General features: G+C 67.1%; 18 protein-coding genes, 2 tRNA genes and 1 pseudogene. 15 read left to right on the top strand and 6 right to left on the bottom strand.

Annotated features, from left to right (window positions below; translation table 11 throughout):
- Positions 1–6: 6 nt before the first annotated feature.
- Positions 7–95, bottom strand: a tRNA-Ser gene (locus tag MRAB57_RS08990).
- Positions 96–184: 89 nt separating this feature from the next.
- Here MRAB57_RS08990 and MRAB57_RS08985 point away from each other — a divergent pair.
- Entirely contained in the window at positions 185–1,252 is a 1,068-nt protein-coding gene (locus MRAB57_RS08985) for a pyridoxal phosphate-dependent aminotransferase (RefSeq protein WP_077087251.1), read from the top strand.
- The gene (locus tag MRAB57_RS08980) at positions 1,249–1,707 is read left to right on the top strand and encodes a DUF4334 domain-containing protein (RefSeq protein ID WP_077087250.1); all 459 of its coding nucleotides are present in this window, start codon (positions 1,249–1,251) and stop codon (positions 1,705–1,707) included. The genes MRAB57_RS08985 and MRAB57_RS08980 overlap by 4 nt, the downstream gene beginning before the upstream one ends.
- 84 nt (positions 1,708–1,791) lie before the next feature.
- On the opposite strand, the gene MRAB57_RS08975 is transcribed toward MRAB57_RS08980, so the two are convergent.
- The gene (locus tag MRAB57_RS08975) at positions 1,792–2,235 is read right to left on the bottom strand and encodes a MarR family winged helix-turn-helix transcriptional regulator (RefSeq protein ID WP_077087249.1); all 444 of its coding nucleotides are present in this window, start codon (positions 2,233–2,235) and stop codon (positions 1,792–1,794) included.
- Positions 2,236–2,421: 186 nt separating this feature from the next.
- On the opposite strand from MRAB57_RS08975, the gene MRAB57_RS08970 reads away from it, so the two are divergent.
- Positions 2,422–3,177, top strand: coding sequence for an NAD(P)-dependent oxidoreductase (locus tag MRAB57_RS08970; protein ID WP_245835881.1), 756 nt, complete (start codon positions 2,422–2,424; stop codon positions 3,175–3,177).
- A 28-nt stretch (positions 3,178–3,205) separates the two neighbouring features.
- Here MRAB57_RS08970 and MRAB57_RS08965 read toward each other — a convergent pair.
- Positions 3,206–3,788, bottom strand: a pseudogene (locus MRAB57_RS08965) (TIGR03086 family metal-binding protein).
- Between the two features lie 24 nt (positions 3,789–3,812).
- Here MRAB57_RS08965 and MRAB57_RS08960 point away from each other — a divergent pair.
- The 4 genes from MRAB57_RS08960 to MRAB57_RS08945 all read left to right on the top strand — a co-directional run bounded on the left by MRAB57_RS08960 (position 3,813) and on the right by MRAB57_RS08945 (position 8,365).
- A complete protein-coding gene (locus MRAB57_RS08960; protein ID WP_077087247.1) occupies positions 3,813–4,637 on the top strand; it encodes a crotonase/enoyl-CoA hydratase family protein in 825 nt (274 codons plus the stop codon).
- A gap of 40 nt (positions 4,638–4,677) precedes the next feature.
- Complete coding sequence (gene lipE, locus MRAB57_RS08955) at positions 4,678–5,916, top strand: lipase LipE (RefSeq protein WP_077087246.1); 1,239 nt, start codon at positions 4,678–4,680, stop codon at positions 5,914–5,916.
- A gap of 204 nt (positions 5,917–6,120) precedes the next feature.
- Positions 6,121–7,227, top strand: coding sequence for an Rv2629 family ribosome hibernation factor (locus tag MRAB57_RS08950; protein WP_077087245.1), 1,107 nt, complete (start codon positions 6,121–6,123; stop codon positions 7,225–7,227).
- Positions 7,228–7,306: 79 nt separating this feature from the next.
- The gene (locus MRAB57_RS08945; RefSeq protein ID WP_077087244.1) at positions 7,307–8,365 is read left to right on the top strand and encodes an Rv2629 family ribosome hibernation factor; all 1,059 of its coding nucleotides are present in this window, start codon (positions 7,307–7,309) and stop codon (positions 8,363–8,365) included.
- A gap of 2 nt (positions 8,366–8,367) precedes the next feature.
- Here the strand turns inward: MRAB57_RS08945 and MRAB57_RS08940 are convergent.
- Positions 8,368–8,457: transfer RNA gene (locus MRAB57_RS08940), tRNA-Ser, on the bottom strand.
- A gap of 70 nt (positions 8,458–8,527) precedes the next feature.
- Here MRAB57_RS08940 and MRAB57_RS08935 point away from each other — a divergent pair.
- On the top strand, positions 8,528–9,499 hold the full coding sequence (locus MRAB57_RS08935) for an NAD(P)H-quinone oxidoreductase (protein WP_077087243.1): 972 nt from the start codon (positions 8,528–8,530) through the stop codon (positions 9,497–9,499).
- On the opposite strand, the gene MRAB57_RS08930 is transcribed toward MRAB57_RS08935, so the two are convergent.
- The gene (locus MRAB57_RS08930; protein ID WP_077087242.1) at positions 9,496–10,692 is read right to left on the bottom strand and encodes a cysteine desulfurase-like protein; all 1,197 of its coding nucleotides are present in this window, start codon (positions 10,690–10,692) and stop codon (positions 9,496–9,498) included. The two genes, MRAB57_RS08935 and MRAB57_RS08930, sit on opposite strands and share 4 nt — an antisense overlap.
- A gap of 118 nt (positions 10,693–10,810) precedes the next feature.
- Here MRAB57_RS08930 and MRAB57_RS08925 point away from each other — a divergent pair, with 118 nt between their 5' ends.
- From MRAB57_RS08925 to wzm, 5 genes are all read left to right on the top strand, one after another.
- The gene (locus MRAB57_RS08925; protein ID WP_077087241.1) at positions 10,811–12,784 is read left to right on the top strand and encodes a DUF6541 family protein; all 1,974 of its coding nucleotides are present in this window, start codon (positions 10,811–10,813) and stop codon (positions 12,782–12,784) included.
- A 91-nt stretch (positions 12,785–12,875) separates the two neighbouring features.
- A complete protein-coding gene (locus MRAB57_RS08920) occupies positions 12,876–13,334 on the top strand; it encodes a bacterial proteasome activator family protein (protein ID WP_077090491.1) in 459 nt (152 codons plus the stop codon).
- An 8-nt stretch (positions 13,335–13,342) separates the two neighbouring features.
- Positions 13,343–14,176 carry a galactan export ABC transporter ATP-binding subunit Wzt/RfbE gene (gene wzt, locus MRAB57_RS08915; protein WP_077087240.1) on the top strand — a complete coding sequence of 278 codons (834 nt, stop codon included), beginning with the start codon at positions 13,343–13,345 and terminating at the stop codon, positions 14,174–14,176.
- On the top strand, positions 14,169–15,083 hold the full coding sequence (glfT1, locus tag MRAB57_RS08910) for a galactofuranosyltransferase GlfT1 (protein WP_077087239.1): 915 nt from the start codon (positions 14,169–14,171) through the stop codon (positions 15,081–15,083). The genes wzt and glfT1 overlap by 8 nt, the downstream gene beginning before the upstream one ends.
- Positions 15,080–15,910, top strand: coding sequence for a galactan export ABC transporter permease subunit Wzm/RfbD (gene wzm / locus MRAB57_RS08905; RefSeq protein ID WP_077087238.1), 831 nt, complete (start codon positions 15,080–15,082; stop codon positions 15,908–15,910). Before glfT1 ends, wzm begins: the two co-directional genes overlap by 4 nt.
- Here the strand turns inward: wzm and MRAB57_RS08900 are convergent.
- The gene (locus MRAB57_RS08900; RefSeq protein ID WP_077087237.1) at positions 15,907–16,614 is read right to left on the bottom strand and encodes a C39 family peptidase; all 708 of its coding nucleotides are present in this window, start codon (positions 16,612–16,614) and stop codon (positions 15,907–15,909) included. The two genes, wzm and MRAB57_RS08900, sit on opposite strands and share 4 nt — an antisense overlap.
- Positions 16,615–16,780: 166 nt before the next feature.
- Between MRAB57_RS08900 and MRAB57_RS08895 the strand changes: the two genes are divergently transcribed.
- Entirely contained in the window at positions 16,781–17,023 is a 243-nt protein-coding gene (locus MRAB57_RS08895) for a hypothetical protein (RefSeq protein WP_077090490.1), read from the top strand.
- Between the two features lie 27 nt (positions 17,024–17,050).
- Positions 17,051–18,181: an SPFH domain-containing protein gene (locus MRAB57_RS08890; protein WP_077087236.1), complete on the top strand. Its 1,131-nt coding sequence runs from the start codon at positions 17,051–17,053 to the stop codon at positions 18,179–18,181.
- The last annotated feature ends 407 nt before the right edge of the window (positions 18,182–18,588 follow it).

Here is an 18,588-nt window from a genome sequence, read left to right as displayed (position 1 = left end):
TGTGCGCGGAGGCGAGAGGATTTGAACCTCCGGTCCCCTTTAAGGGGGACAACTCATTAGCAGTGAGTCCCATTCGGCCGCTCTGGCACGCCTCCCTTGGACTTCCTGAGGGTACCGGACGCTTGGCGGGCGTCCGGGAACCGCCGGAGGGATAGCGTACACAGCGACGGCATATGCTGTCGAAGTGACTGCCCGCCTACGGCCGGAGCTGGCCGGGCTGCCAGTTTACGTCCCCGGTAAGACGGTGCCCGGCGCGATCAAACTGGCCAGCAACGAAACGGTATTCGGCCCTCTTCCCAGCGTGCGCGCAGCCATCGAGCACGCCACCGACATCGTCAACCGCTACCCCGACAACGGCTGCGTGGCGCTCAAGGCGGCGCTCGCCGAACACATCGATTCGGGCTTCACGCCCGAGAACATCGCCGTCGGCTGCGGGTCGGTCAGCCTGTGCCAGCAGCTCATCCAGATCACCTCCGCGGTGGGCGACGAGGTGATCTTCGGCTGGCGCAGCTTCGAGCTGTACCCACCGCTGACGCAGGTCTCCGGCGCCACCGCGATCAAGGTGCCGCTGACCGCCCACACCTTCGACCTGTACGCGATGCTCGCCGCGGTCACCGAACGGACGCGGCTGATCTTCGTCTGCAACCCCAACAACCCGACCTCGACCGTCGTCGACCCCGACGCGCTGTCCCGCTTCATTCAGGCCGTTCCGTCGCACATCGTGATCGCCATCGACGAGGCCTACGTGGAGTACATCCGCGACGGCCTGGCGCCCGACAGCCTGGGCCTGACCCGGGCGCACCCCAATGTCGTTGTGCTGCGGACATTTTCGAAGGCGTACGGCCTGGCTGGGCTGCGCATCGGCTACGCGATAGGCCACCCCGGGCTGATCACCGCGCTCGATCAGGTCTACGTGCCGTTCACGGTGTCGAGCCTCGCGCAGGTAGCCGCGATCGCGTCGCTGCAGGCCGCCGACGAACTGCTGGCGCGCACGGACGCGCTGGTGGCCGAGCGCACCCGGGTCGCCGACGGGCTGCGCGACGCCGGGTTCACCTTGCCACCGGCGCAGGCCAACTTCGTGTGGCTGCCGCTGGGATCGCGCACACCGGATTTCGTCGCCGCGGCCGCCGATGCTGGAATTGTGGTGCGCCCCTACGGCACCGACGGCGCCCGGGTCAGCATCGGGGCGCCCGACGAGAACGACGTCCTGCTGGAATTCGCCCGTAGCTGGATTGTGAGGAGTAACGAATGAGCCTGGCCCGCAAGCACTTTACTGAATTCAAAGAGCGCGACAGCGTTGCCGATGCCGAGCTCGACGACTACTGGGCGACGCTCGAGCCCGCGACGATCGAAGGCATGATCGGCGAATGGAAGGGCGGGGACTTCGCGACCGGACATCGAGCCACTGGCTTCATGCAAGAGCTTGGCTGGTTCGGCAAGACCTTCAAGAGTGCCCGCGACGCGCAACCGCTGGTGTGCCTCGACGCCGACGGGAACAAGTATTCCAACGTGGAGTACATGAACGGTGAGGCCAGCCTGTGGCTGGAGGACTTCCGCGGCGAGGTCACCGCGACGATGGTCTACGACGGCAGGCCCGTGCACGACCACTTCAAGAAGATCGACGACGACGCCGTGATGGGCATCATGAACGGTAAGGGCGTGCGGGACAAGGGCCGCTACTACTACTTCTACCTGGAGCGGGTCTAGCGCTCAGGCCGGCGAGAATGGCAGCTCGGACTTCGAACATATTGCCCGCGGCTACGTATCTTGATTCCTTTCCGAGCGGCAGCTTTACCGCGCGTAGGGGTCGGTGATCTCGCGGAGTTGAGCCAGAATCTGGCTCAACACCGTGAAGTTGCGGGTGCCCAGGTATGCCTTCCACTCCGAGTGGATCTCGTCGAGTGTCGCCGCGACTACCTCGACCGCCCGCCGGCCGCGTTGCTCGATCACGATCAATCGGGCGCGGCCATCCGCGGGATCGGGCTCCCGACGGACATAGCCCAAACTTTCGAGTTGATCGACCAGCACGCCCGCGCTTTGCTTGCTCATTTGTGCCTGTTCAGCAAGGTCCGTCAGGCGCGAACCATCCGGTGCGATGCGTTGAAACACGCGGCACTGAGCCAGGGTCCAGTCGTCGAATCCGGCATCTCGGAGCGCCCGGAAAATCCGGTCTTCGGTGTACCGGTACGGGATGAACAACAACACCCCTAGATCAATCCGCTGCTCGTCGTCCACGCTGCCCTCGGCTCCATCTGCCCACTTGATCCCACGAGATTGACGCCTCATATCCGCCGTGACATCACCGAACTCGATCGCAGCCGACCCCCGGCGCGCAGAGGGTCACAGTAGTAATCACTTCTGACCAATATACGCGACAGACAGCGTGCTTCCACTGCTACCCATTGACAATAGTCAGTAATATTGACTACAATCGTCAATGATCCTGACGTTCTGCCGGCAACGGCGGGCGGCTTCGCCATGTGTCCGCAAGACGTACCGGTGACCGACCATGTCCTCGTCATTTCTAAAGAAAGCGGAGCTACCGTGAAGTTTCTTGTCCTAGGAGCAACCGGGCGTACCGGTGTCCACTTCGTCAACAAAGCGCTCGACCAAGGCCATCAGGTCACCGCCCTCGTTCGAAGGGCCGACGTGATCCTTGACCCGCGCGCTCAGATCGTCAGCGGTGACGTCACCGAGGCTGCTGTGATCGCCGCGGCAGCCCGAGGGCATGATGCGGTCATCAGCACCCTCGGAGTCGAAAGCATCCGCAATACCCCAACGCTGATCACAGACACCGTTCGGGCCGTCATCGCGTCCGCGAAAACATCGGGTGTTGACCGGTTCGTGATTGTGTCCGCATTCGGAGTCGGAGATTCCCTCGCCAAGGCGTCGTTCCTGGCTAGCCTGATATTTCGCACTGCGCTGCGCAAAAAATATCAAGACAAAGCCGCATCCGAAGTGCTGTTGAAAGCCAGCGGCCTGAAATGGACCCTCGAATATCCCGGGGCGCTGAACGACGGGGTCGGCAGACGTTACGCCGCGGTCGCGCTCGAGGACGTCACGACCCTGCCGATCCTCCCCTCAACCTCTCGCGCAAACGTCGCCGACTTCCTCCTCCACTCCGCCGTGGAAAACAAATTCATCCGTCAAGTAGTCGTCGTCACCGACACCAAATAGGTCACTCCACACGCCCGGCGGCCCCGGCTTAGCCGGCCGGGTTGCGGCCGGTGAACGCGACGAGCTGATCCAGCGCGCGGGCGTCGGCGGGTACGTCGACCGGATCGTCGAACCCGGCACCGCCGCGGAACTCCGGCCTGATGATGTCGCGGGCGAGCGCGAGCACGTACTCCGACAGCGATCGGGGGCATCGACGTCGCGACCGACGGCTTTGCCGTAATCCCAAGCGTGGACCAGTAATTCGATCGAGAAGACGCCGCATGCCGTCCTGGCGGGCATCTGCGTCTTGCCGAACGGCACGCTGCCGTCCAGGCCGTGGCGGTGCCAGGCGTCCAGGGCGGGGCGGGCGGCAGGACAACCTGGCGCTCCACCGAATCGTCCGGATCGCGCTCCGGCAGCTCCGCGCCCACCATGCCGCCGATGGCCGTGATCGAGTTCAGCAGGTGCTCGGTCAATTTCGCCACGTCGAACTCCGAGCACGGCGTCGGGCGGGACTTGTCGTCCTCGGCGATGGTGTGCAGCACATGCTGCAGCACGCCGAGCGAATCCTCGGCGCTGTGCAGCTCGTCGCTGGGCGGTGAATCTGGTCCGGGTCGCAGATCTGAGGGCATATCTGCCACGCTACGGTCTGCGATATGGGCGCAACATACGAATCTGTCTCCGTCGAAATCAAAGACCAGGTTGCCCAGGTGACGTTGATCGGACCGGGCAAGGGCAACGCGATGGGGCCCGCGTTCTGGTCGGAGCTGCCCGCGCTGTTTGAAGAGCTGGACGCCAACCCCGAGGTGCGGGCCATCGTGCTGACGGGGTCGGGCAAGAACTTCAGCTACGGCCTGGACGTGCCGGCGATGGGCGGCTCGTTCACCCCGCTGCTGTCCGGCGACGCGCTGGCCGGTCCGCGCGCGGTCTTCCACCGCGAGGTCAAGCGGATGCAGGGCGCGATCACCGCCGTCGCCGATTGCCGGACCCCGACCATCGCCGCGATCCACGGCTGGTGCATCGGCGGCGGCGTCGACCTGATCTCGGCCGTCGACATCCGCTACGCCAGCGCCGACGCCAAGTTCTCGGTGCGTGAGGTCAAGCTCGCCATCGTCGCCGACGTCGGCAGCCTCGCCCGCCTGCCGCTGATCCTCAACGACGGGCACCTGCGCGAGCTCGCGCTGACCGGCAAGGACATCGACGCCGCCCGCGCCGAGAAGATCGGACTGGTCAACGACGTCTACGCCGACGCCGACGCCACGCTGGCCGCCGCGCACGCAACCGCCGCCGAGATCGCCGCGAACCCGCCGCTGACCGTGCACGGCATCAAGGACGTCCTCGACCAGCAGCGCACCGCCGCCGTCTCGGAAAGCCTGCGCTACGTCGCCGCCTGGAACGCGGCGTTCCTGCCGTCCAAGGACCTGACCGAGGGCATCTCGGCGACGTTCGCCAAGCGTCCGCCGCAGTTCACCGGGGAGTAGTCCGCCGCAACGTACCCTCGCGGAGGTGACGATGACGCCCATGACGACGCCCGACGGCAGGATCCGCGTTCCGGCCGACCTGGACGCCGTGACCGCGATCGGCGACGAGGACCACTCGGAGATCGACAGCGCCGCCGTCGAACGCATCTGGCAGGCCGCCCGCAACTGGTATCGGGGCGGCATGCACCCGGCGATCCAGCTGTGCCTGCGCCACAACGGCCGCGTCGTGCTCAACCGCGGGATCGGTCACGGCTGGGGCAACGCGCCGACCGACGACGCCGACGCCGAGAAGATCCCCGTCACGACCGACACCCCCTTCTGCGTGTACTCGTCGGCCAAGGCGATCACCGCGACCGTGGTCCACATGCTCGTCGAGCGAGGCGTCTTCGCCCTCGATGACCGGGTGTGCGACTACATCCCCACGTTCACCAGCCACGGCAAGGACCGGATCACGATCCGGCACGTGATGACGCACAGCGCCGGCCTGCCCTTCCCCACCGGGCCACGCCCGGACGTCAAGCGCGCCGACGATCACGAGTACGCCCAGCAGATGCTCAGCGAATTGCGCCCGTTGTACCGGCCGGGCCTGGTGCACATCTATCACGCGCTGACCTGGGGTCCGCTGATGCGCGAGATCATCTACGCGGCCGCGGGCAAGGACGTCCGCGAGATCCTGGCCACCGAGATCCTCGAGCCACTCGACTTTCGCTGGACCAACTTCGGCGTCGCCCCGGAGGATCTTCCGTTGGTCGCGCCGAGCCACGCCACCGGCCGGCCGCTGCCGGCGCCCATCGCGCGGATCTTCCGCAAGGCGATCGGCGGAACGGTGCACGAGATCATCCCGTACACCAACGGCCGGCTGTTCCTGACCACCGTGATCCCGTCGTCGAACACCGTGTCGACCGCCAACGAGATGTCCCGCTTTGCCGAAATCTGGCGCCGCGGAGGCGAACTCGACGGCGTGCGGGTGATGCGGCCGGAGACCATGCGGGCCGCGACGAAGGAATCCCGGCGGCTGCGGCCGGACTTCTCGGTGGGCCTGATGCCCGCGCGCTGGGGCACCGGATTCATTCTCGGGACCGACAGGTTCGGCCCGTTCGGGCGCAACGCGCCGGACGCCTTCGGCCACCTGGGCCTGGTCAACATCGCCATCTGGGCCGACCCGGCGCGCGGCCTGTCCGCGGGCCTGATCAGCAGCGGTAAACCCGGCCGGGACCCGCACCCCCGACGGCACTCCGCGCTGATGGACACGATCGCCGCCGAGATCCCGGCGGGTTAAGGACGCCGGGGAGGGGAACACTTCCCGCATGGCCAACTACCGAGTTCTCGATCCGCGAGGAAAGGTTGTCGCGACACAACAGCGAATTCGGCTGGTGAATGGAAGTTGAGCACGGCGGCGACTGGTCGTTCTTCGACGACAGCGAAGGAGACCGCGCCTCAGGCGTAAGTTAGCCGTCGCAAAAGTGGGGGGACCACAACAATCATGAATTCTGATCGTTTCCGTCAGTTGCTAGATGCGCCTGGGCCGTTCGCGTCGGTCTACTTCGACGACTCGCACGACACCCATGACGCCGAGGCCCAATTAGAGCTCAAGTGGCGGGCACTGCGCGAACAGCTCGAGGAGCAGGGCGCCGACGAGGCAGTCACCGATGAGATCGGCCGCGCGGTGCTGGACCTACGCGCGCCGATCGGTCGCAGCGGCCGCGCGGTGGTCGCCAGCGCCGATGGGGTGGTGCTCAACGAACACCTGTTGCGGCCCACCGCCGAAACCGTTGTGCGCGTGTCGGATTTGCCTTACATCGTTCCCATCGTCGAGCTCGGCGTGCCGCATCCGACCTACTTATTGGTGGTGGTCGATCACACCGGGGCCGACCTCACGACCCACATCGACGACACCCTGCATTCGGAAACCGTTGACGGAGGCGGCTATCCGGTGCACAAGGCCGCCGGAGCCGAGACCTCCGGATACGGCGACCCGCAACTGCGGACCCAGGAATCGGCCCGCAAGAACATGCGTGCGGTTGCCGATCGCGTCGGTGAACTGTTCGACCAGAAGAACATTGACACGATCTTCGTCGTGGGCGAGGTGCGGTCCCGCTCGGATCTGATCGCCACGCTGCCGGAACGGCTGCGTGACCGAGCCGTCCCGCTGCAGGCGGGGGCGCGGCACAGCGGTGCCGACTTCGAGGACATTCAGCGGGCGATCGAGGCCGAATCCGCAAAGCAGCGATTGAGCGTGATCGATTCGGCCGCGGAGCGTTTCACCGCCGAAGTCGGCCGGCAATCCGGGTTGGCGGCGGAGGGCCTCGGGGCAGTTTGCTCGGCCCTGCGCCAAGGGGCGGTCGACACGATGATCATCGGTGAAATCGACGACGCAACTGTGGTTGCTGACGAGGGAATGACGGCGGTCGCTCCGAACGCCGACGTGTTGTCGGAGCAGGGCGCCGCACCCGCCAAGACGTTGCGCGCGGACGAGGCGCTGCCTCTGTTGGCGATCTCGGTGGGCGCCTCACTGGTCCGCACCGACGAGCGGATCGACCCGGCCGACGGCATCGGCGCGGTGCTTCGCTACGCGCCCACGCTGCACTGATTCGTTCGCCGCGGCGACACGAATCGTAAGCAAAGTTAAATGTGTTTTGCGTCTCAGGCTTTCGGGCAAACAATGAGCTATGGACCCGGGCAGGTTTCGCCAGATATTCGATGCGCCCGGCCCGTTCGCATCGGTCTACTTCGACGACTTCGGCGATGACGGCGACGCGAGTTTGGCACTCGACCTGAACTGGGACGATCTGCGCGGCCAGCTTGTCGACCAGGGCGCCGACGAATCGGTCACGGCCGAAATCGAATACGCCGTAAAGGATTTGCGCTCGCCGGTGGGCCGCGGCGGTCGCGCCGTAGTCGCCAGTTCGACCGGAATTTTATTCAACGAGTGTCTATTAATGCCGGTCTTCGAACCAATAGTGCGAGTGTCCGACCTGCCGTACATCATTCCAATTCTCGAATACGGCGTCGGGCACTCGAACTATTTGCTGGTAGTGGTCGATCCGGCCGGTGCGTTGATCACCAGCCACGTCGATGCCAACCGGCTTTCGGAGGCGGTGCAAGGCAACGGTCGCCGGCTGGTCGGCGCCCCAGCGCAACGGGCCGCGGAGCCGTGCCCCATCGCCGACCGCGTCAGCGAACTGGCGCACGACACGGCTTATGACGCAGTCTTTTTGGTGGGCGACGCGGAGGTGCGTTCCGATCTGCTGACGGCGCTGCCGCAGCGGGTGCGCGCGCTTGCGACGTCGCTTCCGGTCTCCGTCCGGCGCGGCGGGTACGACTTCGACGAAATCCAGCGCGCCGTCGACACGACGATATTGCGGCAACGGCTCAGCGTGATGGACAACGCGGCGGCCAGATTCACCGCCGAAGTGGATCGGTATTCCGGGCTGGCCGTCGAGGGCCTCGGGCCCGTCTGCTTGGCCTTGAACCAGGGGACCATCGACGTGATGATCATCGGCGACATCGACAACGCCACCGTGGTCTCCGACGAATCCATGAAGAACGTCGCGCCGACCGCCGAGCAGCTCTCGGCGCAGGGCACCTTACCGGCCAAGACGCTGCGGGCCGACGAGGCGCTGCCGCTGCTGGCGGCCGCCGGCGGGGCGTTTTTGGTCCAGACCGACGAGCGAATCACCCCGGCTGACGGCGTCGGCGCGATGCTGCGCAATGGCGCTCCCCGCTGACTTGGCGGTGGCGGAGGGATTTGAACCCCCGGACGGTTTTAGCCGTCTCTCGCTTTCAAGGCGAGTGCATTAGGCCGCTCTGCCACGCCACCGCTGATAAGGGTAACGGTGCTCGCGTTGCCAGCACTGAGGCGGTTTCGGCCGGCTAGTAGCGTGGCCGATATGCGCGCCGTCGTCGCCGAATCCTCCGACCAACTCGTCTGGCAAGAAGTGCCCGATGTCTCAGCGGGCCCGGGCGAGGTCCTGATCAAGGTCGTCGCGGCCGGTGTCAACCGCGCCGACGTGCTGCAGGCCGCCGGCAAGTATCCGCCGCCTCCCGGAGCCAGCGAGATCATCGGCATGGAGGTGTCCGGCGTCATCGCCGAGGTGGGCCCCGACGTATCCGAATGGTCGGTGGGACAAGAGGTTTGCGCGTTGCTGGCCGGCGGCGGGTACGCCGAGCACGTCGCGGTTCCGGCCAGCCAGGTGCTGCCGATTCCAGATGGCATCGACCTGGTCGATGCGGCCGGGCTACCCGAGGTGGCCTGCACCGTGTGGTCCAACCTGGTGCTGGCCGCGCACCTGCACGAGGGCCAGCTGTTGCTGATGCACGGCGGCGGCAGCGGCATCGGCACCCACGCAATCCAGGTTGCCCGCGCGCTGGGCGCCCGGGTGGCGGTCACCGCCGGGTCGGCGGCCAAGCTGGACGTGTGCCGCGAGCTGGGGGCCGAGATCACGATCAACTACCGCGACGAGGACTTCGTCGAACGGCTGCGCGCCGAAACCGGCGGCGCCGACGTGATCTTCGACCTGATGGGCGCCTCGTACCTGGACCGCAATATCGACGCGCTGGCCACCGACGGGCAGTTGGTCATCATCGGCATGCAGGGCGGGGTGAAGGGCGAGCTGAACATCGGCAAGCTGATGGCCAAGCGGGCGCGGGTGATCGGCACGACGCTGCGTGCCCGGCCGGTGAGCGGACCCAACAGCAAGACCGAGATCGTGCAGGCGGTGATCGAGTCGGTGTGGCCGATGATCGCCGACGGCCGCGTGCGCCCGATCATCGGATGCCGCATGCCCATCCAGCGGGCCGGTGACGCGCACAAGCAGCTGGTGGCCGGGGAAGGCCACGGCAAGATCGTGCTGACCGTCTAGCCCAGGGAGGCCAGCGCGCGGACCAGCTGGTCGACCTCGGCGGTCGTCGAGTAGTGCGCGAGGCCGACGGTCACCGCGCCGCCGACGTCGTTGACGCCCAGCACCTCGAGCGCCCGCGACGTCCCGTTGGAGACCGCCAGGATTCCGTTGTCCGCCAGCCGCTGAACCACCCGCTCGGCGGGCACGCCGTTGAGGGCGAAGCTCACCACGGGGATGCGCGCCTCGGGGCGGCCGATCAGCATCATCAGCGGCAGCGACCGCAGCGAGGACATCAGGTAGTCGAAGACGCGGTTCAAATACAGGCCGGCCGACTGCATTGACAGCGACAGGCGTTCGCGCCGGGTGCCGCGCGCGGACTCGTCGAGCGCGGCGAGGTATTCGATGCTGGCGACCATGCCGCCCAGCAGACCGAACTGGTGCGCGCCGATTTCCAGGCGGGCGGCGCCGGTGGCGTTGGAGTCCGTCGAGACCGCACCGAACGAGTTGATGAGCGACGGGTCGCGGAACACGACGGCGCCGACGGGCGGACCGCCCCACGCCAAGGCATTCACCGCGACGATGTCGGCCTCGGCCTCCTTGACGTCGAGCAGCCGGTAGGGCGCGGCCGCGGAGTGGTCGACCACCACCAGCCCGCCGACGTCGTGGATCAGCTTGGTCATCGCCCGCAGGTCGGTGACCGTGCCGAGCGTTCCGGAGGCCGAGGCCACCGCGACCAGCCGGGTCGACTTGCCGATCAGGCCCTCCCACTGCCAGGTCGGCAGCTCGCCCGTCTCGATGTCGATCTCGGCCCACTTCACCTTGGCGCCGTAGCGGTGCGCCGCGCGCAGCCAGGGCGCGATGTTCGCCTCGTCGTCCAGGCGGCTGACGATCACCTCGTAGCCCAGCCCGGCGCGCGACGAGGACGCCTCGGCCAACGACGACAGCAGGATCGCGCGGTCGGCGCCGAGCACGACGCCCGCGGGGTCGGCGTTGAACAGGTCAGCCACCGCGGACCGCGCCGCCTCCAGCACGGCCGCGCTGCGCTGCGCCGACGGGTGTGCGCCGGCCGTAGAGGAACCGGACCTGCGGAAGGCCGTCGACACCGTGGTCGCGACGGAATCGGGGATCAACATGCCGGCCGGGGCATCGAAGTGCACCCACCCGTCACCCAGCGACGGATGCAGTCCGCGCACCCGGGCGACGTCGTAAGCCATGCCAGCCACCTTAGAGCTTCCGCGATAGAGCGAAATTGTGACGGTAACGGGTGCCACAGACGTTCCAGCCAGCCGGTGGCTTCCCGAGCAAGGTCACCCGGCCAGCCATACTAGTCGAGTGGGGCTCTGGTTCGGAACGCTGCTTGCGCTGTTTTTACTGATCGCCCCAGGGACAATCGTCGCCCGTATCGCTCAGCTATCTTGGCCGGCCGCAGTAGCAGTTGGCCCGGCGCTGACCTACGGCGTGGTGGCCCTGGCGATCATTCCCTTTGGTGCCGTTGGCATCCCCTGGAACGGGTGGACCGCGCTGGCCGCGCTGATCGCCGTGTGTGTGGTGGCGACGGCGTTGCAGCTGCTGCTCGCCCGCTACCGCGACACCGAGGCTGAGGCGCGGGCCATCACCGGCCTGCCGGCGCTGGCGGTCGGGGCCGGCGTCGCGCTCGGGGTGCTGCTGATCATGTGGGCGGCCTACCGCGGCCTGGCAGCGCATTGGCAGACGGTCCCCAGCACCTGGGACGCGGTGTGGCACGCCAACGAGGTGCGCTTCATGCTCGACACCGGCCAGGCGTCGTCGACCCACATGGGCGAGCTGCGCAACGTCGAGACACACCAGCCGCTGTACTACCCGTCGGTGTTCCACGCCCTGACCGCCCTCTACTGCCAGCTCACCGGGGCGGCGCCGACCACCGGCTACACCGTGAGCTCGGTGGCGGCCTCGGTCTGGCTGTTCCCGACCAGCGCCGCGATGCTCAGCTGGCATCTGCTGCGCCCCGTGACGACGGTGTGGCGCACCGCGGGCGTGGCGGCCACCGCCGCGGCCCTGTCGGCGTCGTTCACCTCGGTGCCCTACGTCGAGTTCGGCGTCGCCGCGATGCCCAACCTCGCGGCCTACGGCGTCGCGATCCCGACGTTCGTCCTGATCGTCTCGACCCTGCGGCATCGCGACCGCATCCCGGTGGCCGCGCTGGCCCTGATCGGTGTGCTGTCGGTACACCTCACCGGCGGCTTCATCGTCGTGCTGTTCCTGCTGGGCTGGTGGCTCCTGGACGCGCTGTGGCATCCGGTGCGCGGCCGGCTGGCCGACGCGCTCACACTGACGGCCGTCGCGGTGCCGACGGGGCTGATCCTGGCGCCGCAGTTCCTCGGGGTGCTGCGGCAGGCCGACATCATCGCCGGGCACGCCTTCCCCAGCTTCAAGAGCGCCAAGCAGGGCGTCATCGACGCGCTGCTGCTGCACACCCGCCACCTCAACGACTTCCCGACGCAGATAGGCCTGGTCGTGCTGGTCTACGCCGGCATGGCGCTCCTGCTGTACAAGCGGATCTGGTGGCCGCCGGCGGTCTGGCTGGTGCTCACGGTGGCGACGGTCTACTCGGGGGCGCCGTTTCACAACGCGGCGGGCGCGGCGATCGAGAAGTTCAGCCAGTTCTTCTACAACGATCCGCGCCGGCTCACCTCGGTGGTGACGGTGCTGGTGACGCCGATGGCCGCGCTGGCGTTGTTCGCCGCGGTGCTGCTGGCCGTCGCGGTGGCCAAGCGGGTCGTCGGGCGGTTCCGGGAGTTGCCGCCGCGCGTGTGGGTCTCGACGACCGCGGTGCTGCTGGTGCTGAGCACGGTGTTCATCGCGCGGCATTACTTCTATCGGCACCTGGTGCTGTTCGGCGACAAGTACGACTCGGTGATGATCGACCAGCGCGACCTGATGGCCATGGCGTATCTGTCGAAGCTGCCGGGCGCCCACGACACCGTGATCGGCGACGCCAACACCGACGGCACCGCCTGGATGTACGCGGTGGCCGACCTGCACCCGCTGTGGACGCACTACGACTACCCGCAGCAGACCGGGCCGGGGCCGCAGCGCTATATCTTCTGGGCCTCCGCCCGCCGCGGCGAATCCGATCCGAAAGTCGTCGAGGCGATCAAGGCGCTCAACATTCGGTACATCTACACCAGCACGCCCACGGTTCGCGGGTTCGCTGTACCCGACGGACTAGTGTCGCTGGAGAAATCGAAGTCGTGGGCGCTGATCTACGACAACGGCGGCGCAAAAATCTACGAATGGCGCGGAAACGCTGCAGCGCCACGCCCTTAGATGTAATTAGAGGACGGTGACCGAATTGAGTATCGGTAACAACAACGACGACGACGGCGTCGAGATCATCGGCGGCATCGATCCGCGAATCATGGCCCTGAGCGACGGGCCTGACGACCACTCCGACGAACACGCGCTGACCGACCTGGTCGAGCAGCCCGCGAAGGTGATGCGCATCGGCACCATGATCAAGCAGCTGCTCGAAGAGGTGCGGGCCGCACCCCTGGACGACGCCAGCCGCAGGCGGCTGCGCGAGATCCACGCCACCAGCATCCGCGAGCTCGAAGACGGCCTGGCGCCCGAACTGCGCGAGGAACTCGACCGGCTCACCCTGCCGTTCAACGAGGATTCCGAGCCGACGGACGCCGAGCTGCGCATCGCCCAGGCACAGCTGGTCGGGTGGCTGGAGGGGCTGTTCCACGGCATCCAGACCGCGCTGTTCGCCCAGCAGATGGCCGCGCGTGCGCAGCTCGAGCAGATGCGCCAGGGTGCGCTGCCGCCGGGCATCGGACGCTCGGGTCACGGCTCGGGCACCGGGCAGTACCTGTAAGAGTTCCAGTGCCCGACCCCTCCCCTCACATCGAGACCCGCGACGCGTGGGTGGAATTTCCCATCTTCGACGCCAAGTCGCGCTCGCTGAAGAAGGCCTTCCTCGGCAAGGCCGGCGGCACGATCGGCCGCAACAACTCCAACGTCGTCGTCGTAGAGGCGTTGCGCGACATCACGATGTCGCTCGAACTGGGCGACCGCGTGGGACTGGTCGGCCACAACGGGGCCGGGAAATCGACTCTGCTGCGGCTACTTTCGGGCATCTACGAGCCCACCCGTGGCTCGGCGAAGGTCACCGGCCGGGTGGCGCCGGTGTTCGATCTCGGCGTGGGCATGGACCCCGAGATCTCCGGCTACGAAAACATCATCATCCGCGGCCTGTTCCTCGGGCAGACGCGAAAGCAGATGCTGGCCAAGGTAGATGAGATCGCGGAGTTCACCGAACTCGGCGATTATCTGTCGATGCCGCTGCGTACGTACTCCACCGGCATGCGGGTACGCCTGGCGATGGGCGTGGTCACCAGCATCGACCCCGAGATCTTGCTGCTCGACGAGGGCATCGGCGCGGTGGACGCCGACTTCCTCAAGAAGGCCCAGTCGCGGCTGCAGGGTCTGGTCGAGCGGTCTGGGATCCTGGTATTCGCAAGCCATTCCAATGAATTCCTGGCCCGGCTGTGCAAGACCGCGATGTGGATCGACCACGGCGTCATCCGGATGACGGGCGGCATCGAGGACGTGGTGCGCGCCTACGAGGGCGAGGACGCCGCGCGGCACGTCCGCGAGGTGCTCGAAGAGACCGCTCGCGACGAGCCGCTGGCGCAAAGCGCGTCCGGGGATGAGTGAGCTCGTCGTCGCCGTAGTGGTGACGCACCGACGCCCCGACGAGCTGGCCAAGTCGCTGGACATGCTGAGCACGCAAACCCGGCTGCCCGATCACCTGATCGTCGTGGACAACGACGGCGGCGCGGACAGCCGCGTCCGGGATGTGGTTGCGGCCCAACCGATTCCCACCACATATCTGGCGTCCCGCCGAAACCTCGGCGGCGCGGGCGGTTTCGCGCTCGGCATGCTGCACGCCCTGGCCCACGGCGCCGACTGGGTGTGGCTGGCCGACGACGACGGGCGTCCGCAGGACACCCGGGTGCTGGCCACGCTGCTGGCCTGCGCCCAGAAGCACGCCCTGGCCGAGGTGTCGCCGATGGTGTGCAACCTCGACGACCCCGATCGCCTGGCGTTCCCGCTGCGGCGCGGGCTGGTATGGCGCAGGCGCGCAAACGAATTGCGCACCGAGGCCGGGCAGGACCTGCTGCCCGGGATTGCGTCGCTGTTCAACGGCGCGCTGTTTCGCGCCTCCACCATCGACGCGGTCGGCGTCCCGGACCTGCGGCTGTTCCTGCGCGGCGACGAGGTGGAGGTGCATCGCCGGCTGGTGCGCTCGGGCCTGCCGTTCGGCACCTGCCTGGACGCGGTGTACCTGCACCCGTGCGGATCCGAGGAGTTCCGGCCGATCCTGGGCGGCCGCATGCACACCCAGTACCCGGACAATCCGACCAAGCGGTTCTATACCTACCGCAATCGCGGCTACCTGCAGTCACAGCCGGGTCTGCGCAAGCTGGTGGCCCAGGAGTGGCTCCGGTTCGGCTGGTTCTTCCTGATCACCCGTCGCGATCCCCGCGGTCTGGTGGAATGGATTCGGTTGCGCCGCTTAGGACGTCGTGAACAGTTCGGCAAGCCTGGAGGATCTTCGTGACGTTCATCGACGCCGCCGCCCAGTCGCGGACCTTCACCCGCGCGCGCAACGACATGGTGGACGGCTTTCGTCGGCGCGAGCTGTGGCTGCACCTGGGCTGGCAGGACATCAAGCAGCGCTACCGCCGTTCGGTGCTGGGGCCGTTCTGGATCACGATCGCGACGGGTACCACCGCCGTCGCGATGGGCGGCTTGTATTCCAAGCTGTTTCACCTCGACCTCGCGGTGCACCTGCCCTACGTCACGCTCGGGCTGATCATCTGGAACCTGATCAACGCCGCAATTCTGGAGGGCGCGGACGTGTTCGTCTCCAACGAGGGACTGATCAAGCAACTGCCGACGCCGCTGAGCGTGCACGTCTACCGGCTGGTGTGGCGGCAGATGATCCTGTTCGGGCACAACATCGTCATCTACGTCGTCGTCGCGATCATCTTCCCCAAGCCCTGGTCGTGGGCCGACCTGTCGGTGATTCCGGCGCTGGGCCTGATCGTGCTGAATTGCATATGGGTTTCACTGTGTTTCGGCATTCTGGCGACCCGCTACCGCGACATCGGACCGCTGCTGTTTTCCATCGTGCAGCTGCTGTTCTTCATGACGCCGATCATCTGGAACGACGACACGCTGCGCCAGCAGGGGGCCGGGCGCTGGTCGAAAATCGTCGAGCTCAACCCGCTGCTGCACTACCTCGACATCGTGCGGGCGCCGCTGCTGGGCGCCCACCAGGAGCTGCGGCACTGGGCGGTGGTCGTGGTGCTGACCGTCGTCGGCTGGCTGATGGCGGCAATCGCGATGCGGCAATACCGCGCCCGGGTTCCGTACTGGGTCTAGCGGCGTGCGCCGGTGACGACCAACTCGTCGTCGCCGGTGGCCCATGCCTTCGTGAAGAGCTCGATGGACACGATCTTGTCCGCGCCGTCGTCGACCCCGCTGTCGTTGAGGTGCACCGCGCCGTTGACGGTGTCGACCCCGGTCGCGACGACCGCGTGGTTGGGGCCGGGGTCCTTGGGGTCCTCCGGCTGGCCCGCGAGGAGTTCGGCGTTCAACGCGACGATCACCTTGCGGCCGGCGCCCAGGTACTGCTTGAGGGCGGCCATGCCGGTGGGCACACCGGCGTCGTTCTTGTCGATCACCGTGGCGGCCACGCCGTAGTGCGACAGCAGTAGCGGAATGTCGTTGTAGCTGGTGCCCTGCCCGGTGTTCGGGTCGTCCTTGTTCTTGGGCATGGTGTAGATCGACCCCGGGTGCGTCTGGCTGGGGGTCTGCTGGGCCAGCGCGATGATCTCCTGCTCCGAGACGCGGCGCCCCGTCGCCTCGCCGACCACGTCGGCCGCCGCCATCAGGACGCAGTCGTCGTAGGTCTGCGGCTGCCAGAATGCGATGGCCGCGACCGGGTCGCCGTACATCCCGCGCACGGCCGTCTCGTCGGCATGGGCCAAGCCCGTCGCAAAGCCGAGCGAGAGGGAGATGGCGATGACCGCGACACCCGCGGCCTGGGTAGCCTTGCGGGCGGCGACGCCGAGCGTGGCGATCATGACGGGCTCCTCCGCTCATCTCCGCCCGGGGTTCGAGGCGTGTGAGCAAAGGTTCTGACACCGACCTCTATGGATCCTTGGAGCCGCGGCGGACCCGGGCCTATGCAGTCGGCAGCAAACACGACGAAAATCGACGCTGGACCGCCGGATGGGGGAGTATGCGAACGTGAGCGATGCCTCGGCAATCGGTTGTGTGGGGAGGCTGCTCGTGGCGACCCGCGGTGATCGCGGCGCCGGCGAGGTGTTGGTGACCGTGCGGGGATCGAAGGAGACCTTCCTGGCATGGTCGGACGAGCCACTACCGAAGGGCAGCAAGGTTTTGGTGGTGGAAGTTCGCGGTCCGCGGACGGTGGTCGTCGAGCCGTGGAAGAACTTCACAGCATCTGAAGTAGCGACGGAAATTTCCTAATCCAGCGAAACTGCAAGGAGTCCAACGATGCTCGGTTATAGGGTGCCCGCCCCGGACGAGGCGATGCTGATCTCCGGAGGCAAGGCCAAGACCAATGCGCCGTTCCGGGTCGTCACCGGCCACGGCGCGTTTGTCGTCCCGTTCTTCCGCAAGGCCGCATTCCTGACGCTGGCCATGTGCGAGTCCGAGGTCGCCGAAAAGTGCGTCACGCAACAAGGCATCACGCTGAACGTCCGGGCGGTAATCGCCTTCAAGGTCGGCAACGACACCGAGAGCGTCATCAGCGCCGCCCAGCGCTTCCTGTCCGAGCAGGACCAGATGTCCGTCCTCACCGGCCGGATCTTCGCTGGCCACCTGCGCTCGATCATCGGGTCGATGACCGTCGAGCAGATCATCCGGGAACGCCAGAAGCTGGCCACCGAGGTGCTCGACGGCTCCAAGGAGGAGATGGCCCGCATCGGCCTCAGCGTCGACGCGCTGCAGATCCAGTCCATCGACGACGACGGACTGGGGTACATCGCCGCGATGTCCGCGCCGCACAACGCGGCCATTCAGCAGCAGGCGCAGGTCGCCCAGGCGCAGGCCAACCAGAAGGCCGCCGAGGCCGAGCAGGAGTCGCAGCGCAAGCAGGCCGAATTCGCCAGGGAGACAGCGATTGTCAAGGCGCAATACAAGGCCGAGGTCGACAAGGCCCAGGCCGAAGCCGCGCAGGCCGGCCCGCTGGCCGAGGCCGAGGCGCAGCGCGAGGTGCTGCAGATGCGCACGGAATTGGCGCAGCGCGCCGCCGAGTTGCGCCAACAGGAGCTGGTCGCCGAGGTGGTCAAGCCCGCCGAGGCCGAGGCCGAACGCGTCCGGATCATGGCGGTGGCCGATGCCGAGAAGATGAAGATCCAGGCCGAGGCTGCGGCCTCGCACAATCGCGTCGCGCTGGACAAGGCGCTGATCGACCAGCTGCCGCTGATCGTTGAGAAGGCCGCGCTGGGGTTGTCGAGCGCGAACCTGACCGTGCTCAACGGCGCCGAGGGGCTCGGCCAGGTGGCCGCGGGGCTGGTGTCACAGGGCGTGGCGATCTTCGACGCGCTGCGCGGCGAGGTCATCGACTACGAGGACGACGCGACGTTCACTGGAACCGCGGGCACCGATTCGATGTCAGGGTGAATTGGCATGTCCCGCAACGCTAGTCGGCGGCGAAGTACAGCTCATCCCACAGTGCCTGCGAGTCGCGCAGGGCATCCAAATCCATCTGCGGCTGGATTCCCGAGGTTCCCGCCAGGCCCGGCGTAGCCGCCGCGCTAAGGGGCACCGGCGGGGTCGCGGGGCTCGGTACCGCCGGCGATACAACGGCAACGCCGACAAGCCCGTTTGGCCCGGACGAGCCGCCTGGGCCGAGGGTGATTGCCTCACCCGGACCGATGGTCAGGGCGCCACCGTGCTGGATGGGGACGGTGGTGCCAGCATTTGCGATCAGGTACGCGCCGTTGTTCACCGTCAGGGTGGAGCCGTTGCCGACGGTCAAAACGCCGGTGTCGTTGAGGACCACCGTGCCACCGCCGTTGACCGTCAAG

It is taken from the genome of Mycobacterium rhizamassiliense (genome assembly GCF_900157375.1).
GTDB classification, from domain to species: domain Bacteria; phylum Actinomycetota; class Actinomycetes; order Mycobacteriales; family Mycobacteriaceae; genus Mycobacterium; species Mycobacterium rhizamassiliense.
Note: the sequence above shows the minus strand (reverse complement) of the source record. Positions and strands in the feature narration are given on the sequence as shown.

Excerpts from the sequence above, each read along its gene's own strand:
- MRAB57_RS08980 (WP_077087250.1), top strand. The coding sequence starts at position 1,249 with ATGAGCCTGGCCCGCAAGCACTTTACTGAATTCAAAGAGCGCGACAGC.
- MRAB57_RS08960 (WP_077087247.1), top strand. The coding sequence starts at position 3,813 with ATGGGCGCAACATACGAATCTGTCTCCGTCGAAATCAAAGACCAGGTT.
- lipE (WP_077087246.1), top strand. The coding sequence starts at position 4,678 with ATGACGACGCCCGACGGCAGGATCCGCGTTCCGGCCGACCTGGACGCC.
- MRAB57_RS08950 (WP_077087245.1), top strand. The coding sequence starts at position 6,121 with ATGAATTCTGATCGTTTCCGTCAGTTGCTAGATGCGCCTGGGCCGTTC.
- MRAB57_RS08945 (WP_077087244.1), top strand. The coding sequence starts at position 7,307 with ATGGACCCGGGCAGGTTTCGCCAGATATTCGATGCGCCCGGCCCGTTC.
- MRAB57_RS08935 (WP_077087243.1), top strand. The coding sequence starts at position 8,528 with ATGCGCGCCGTCGTCGCCGAATCCTCCGACCAACTCGTCTGGCAAGAA.
- MRAB57_RS08930 (WP_077087242.1), bottom strand. The coding sequence starts at position 10,692 with ATGGCTTACGACGTCGCCCGGGTGCGCGGACTGCATCCGTCGCTGGGT.
- MRAB57_RS08920 (WP_077090491.1), top strand. The coding sequence starts at position 12,876 with ATGGCCCTGAGCGACGGGCCTGACGACCACTCCGACGAACACGCGCTG.
- glfT1 (WP_077087239.1), top strand. The coding sequence starts at position 14,169 with ATGAGTGAGCTCGTCGTCGCCGTAGTGGTGACGCACCGACGCCCCGAC.
- MRAB57_RS08900 (WP_077087237.1), bottom strand. The coding sequence starts at position 16,614 with ATGATCGCCACGCTCGGCGTCGCCGCCCGCAAGGCTACCCAGGCCGCG.
- MRAB57_RS08890 (WP_077087236.1), top strand. The coding sequence starts at position 17,051 with ATGCTCGGTTATAGGGTGCCCGCCCCGGACGAGGCGATGCTGATCTCC.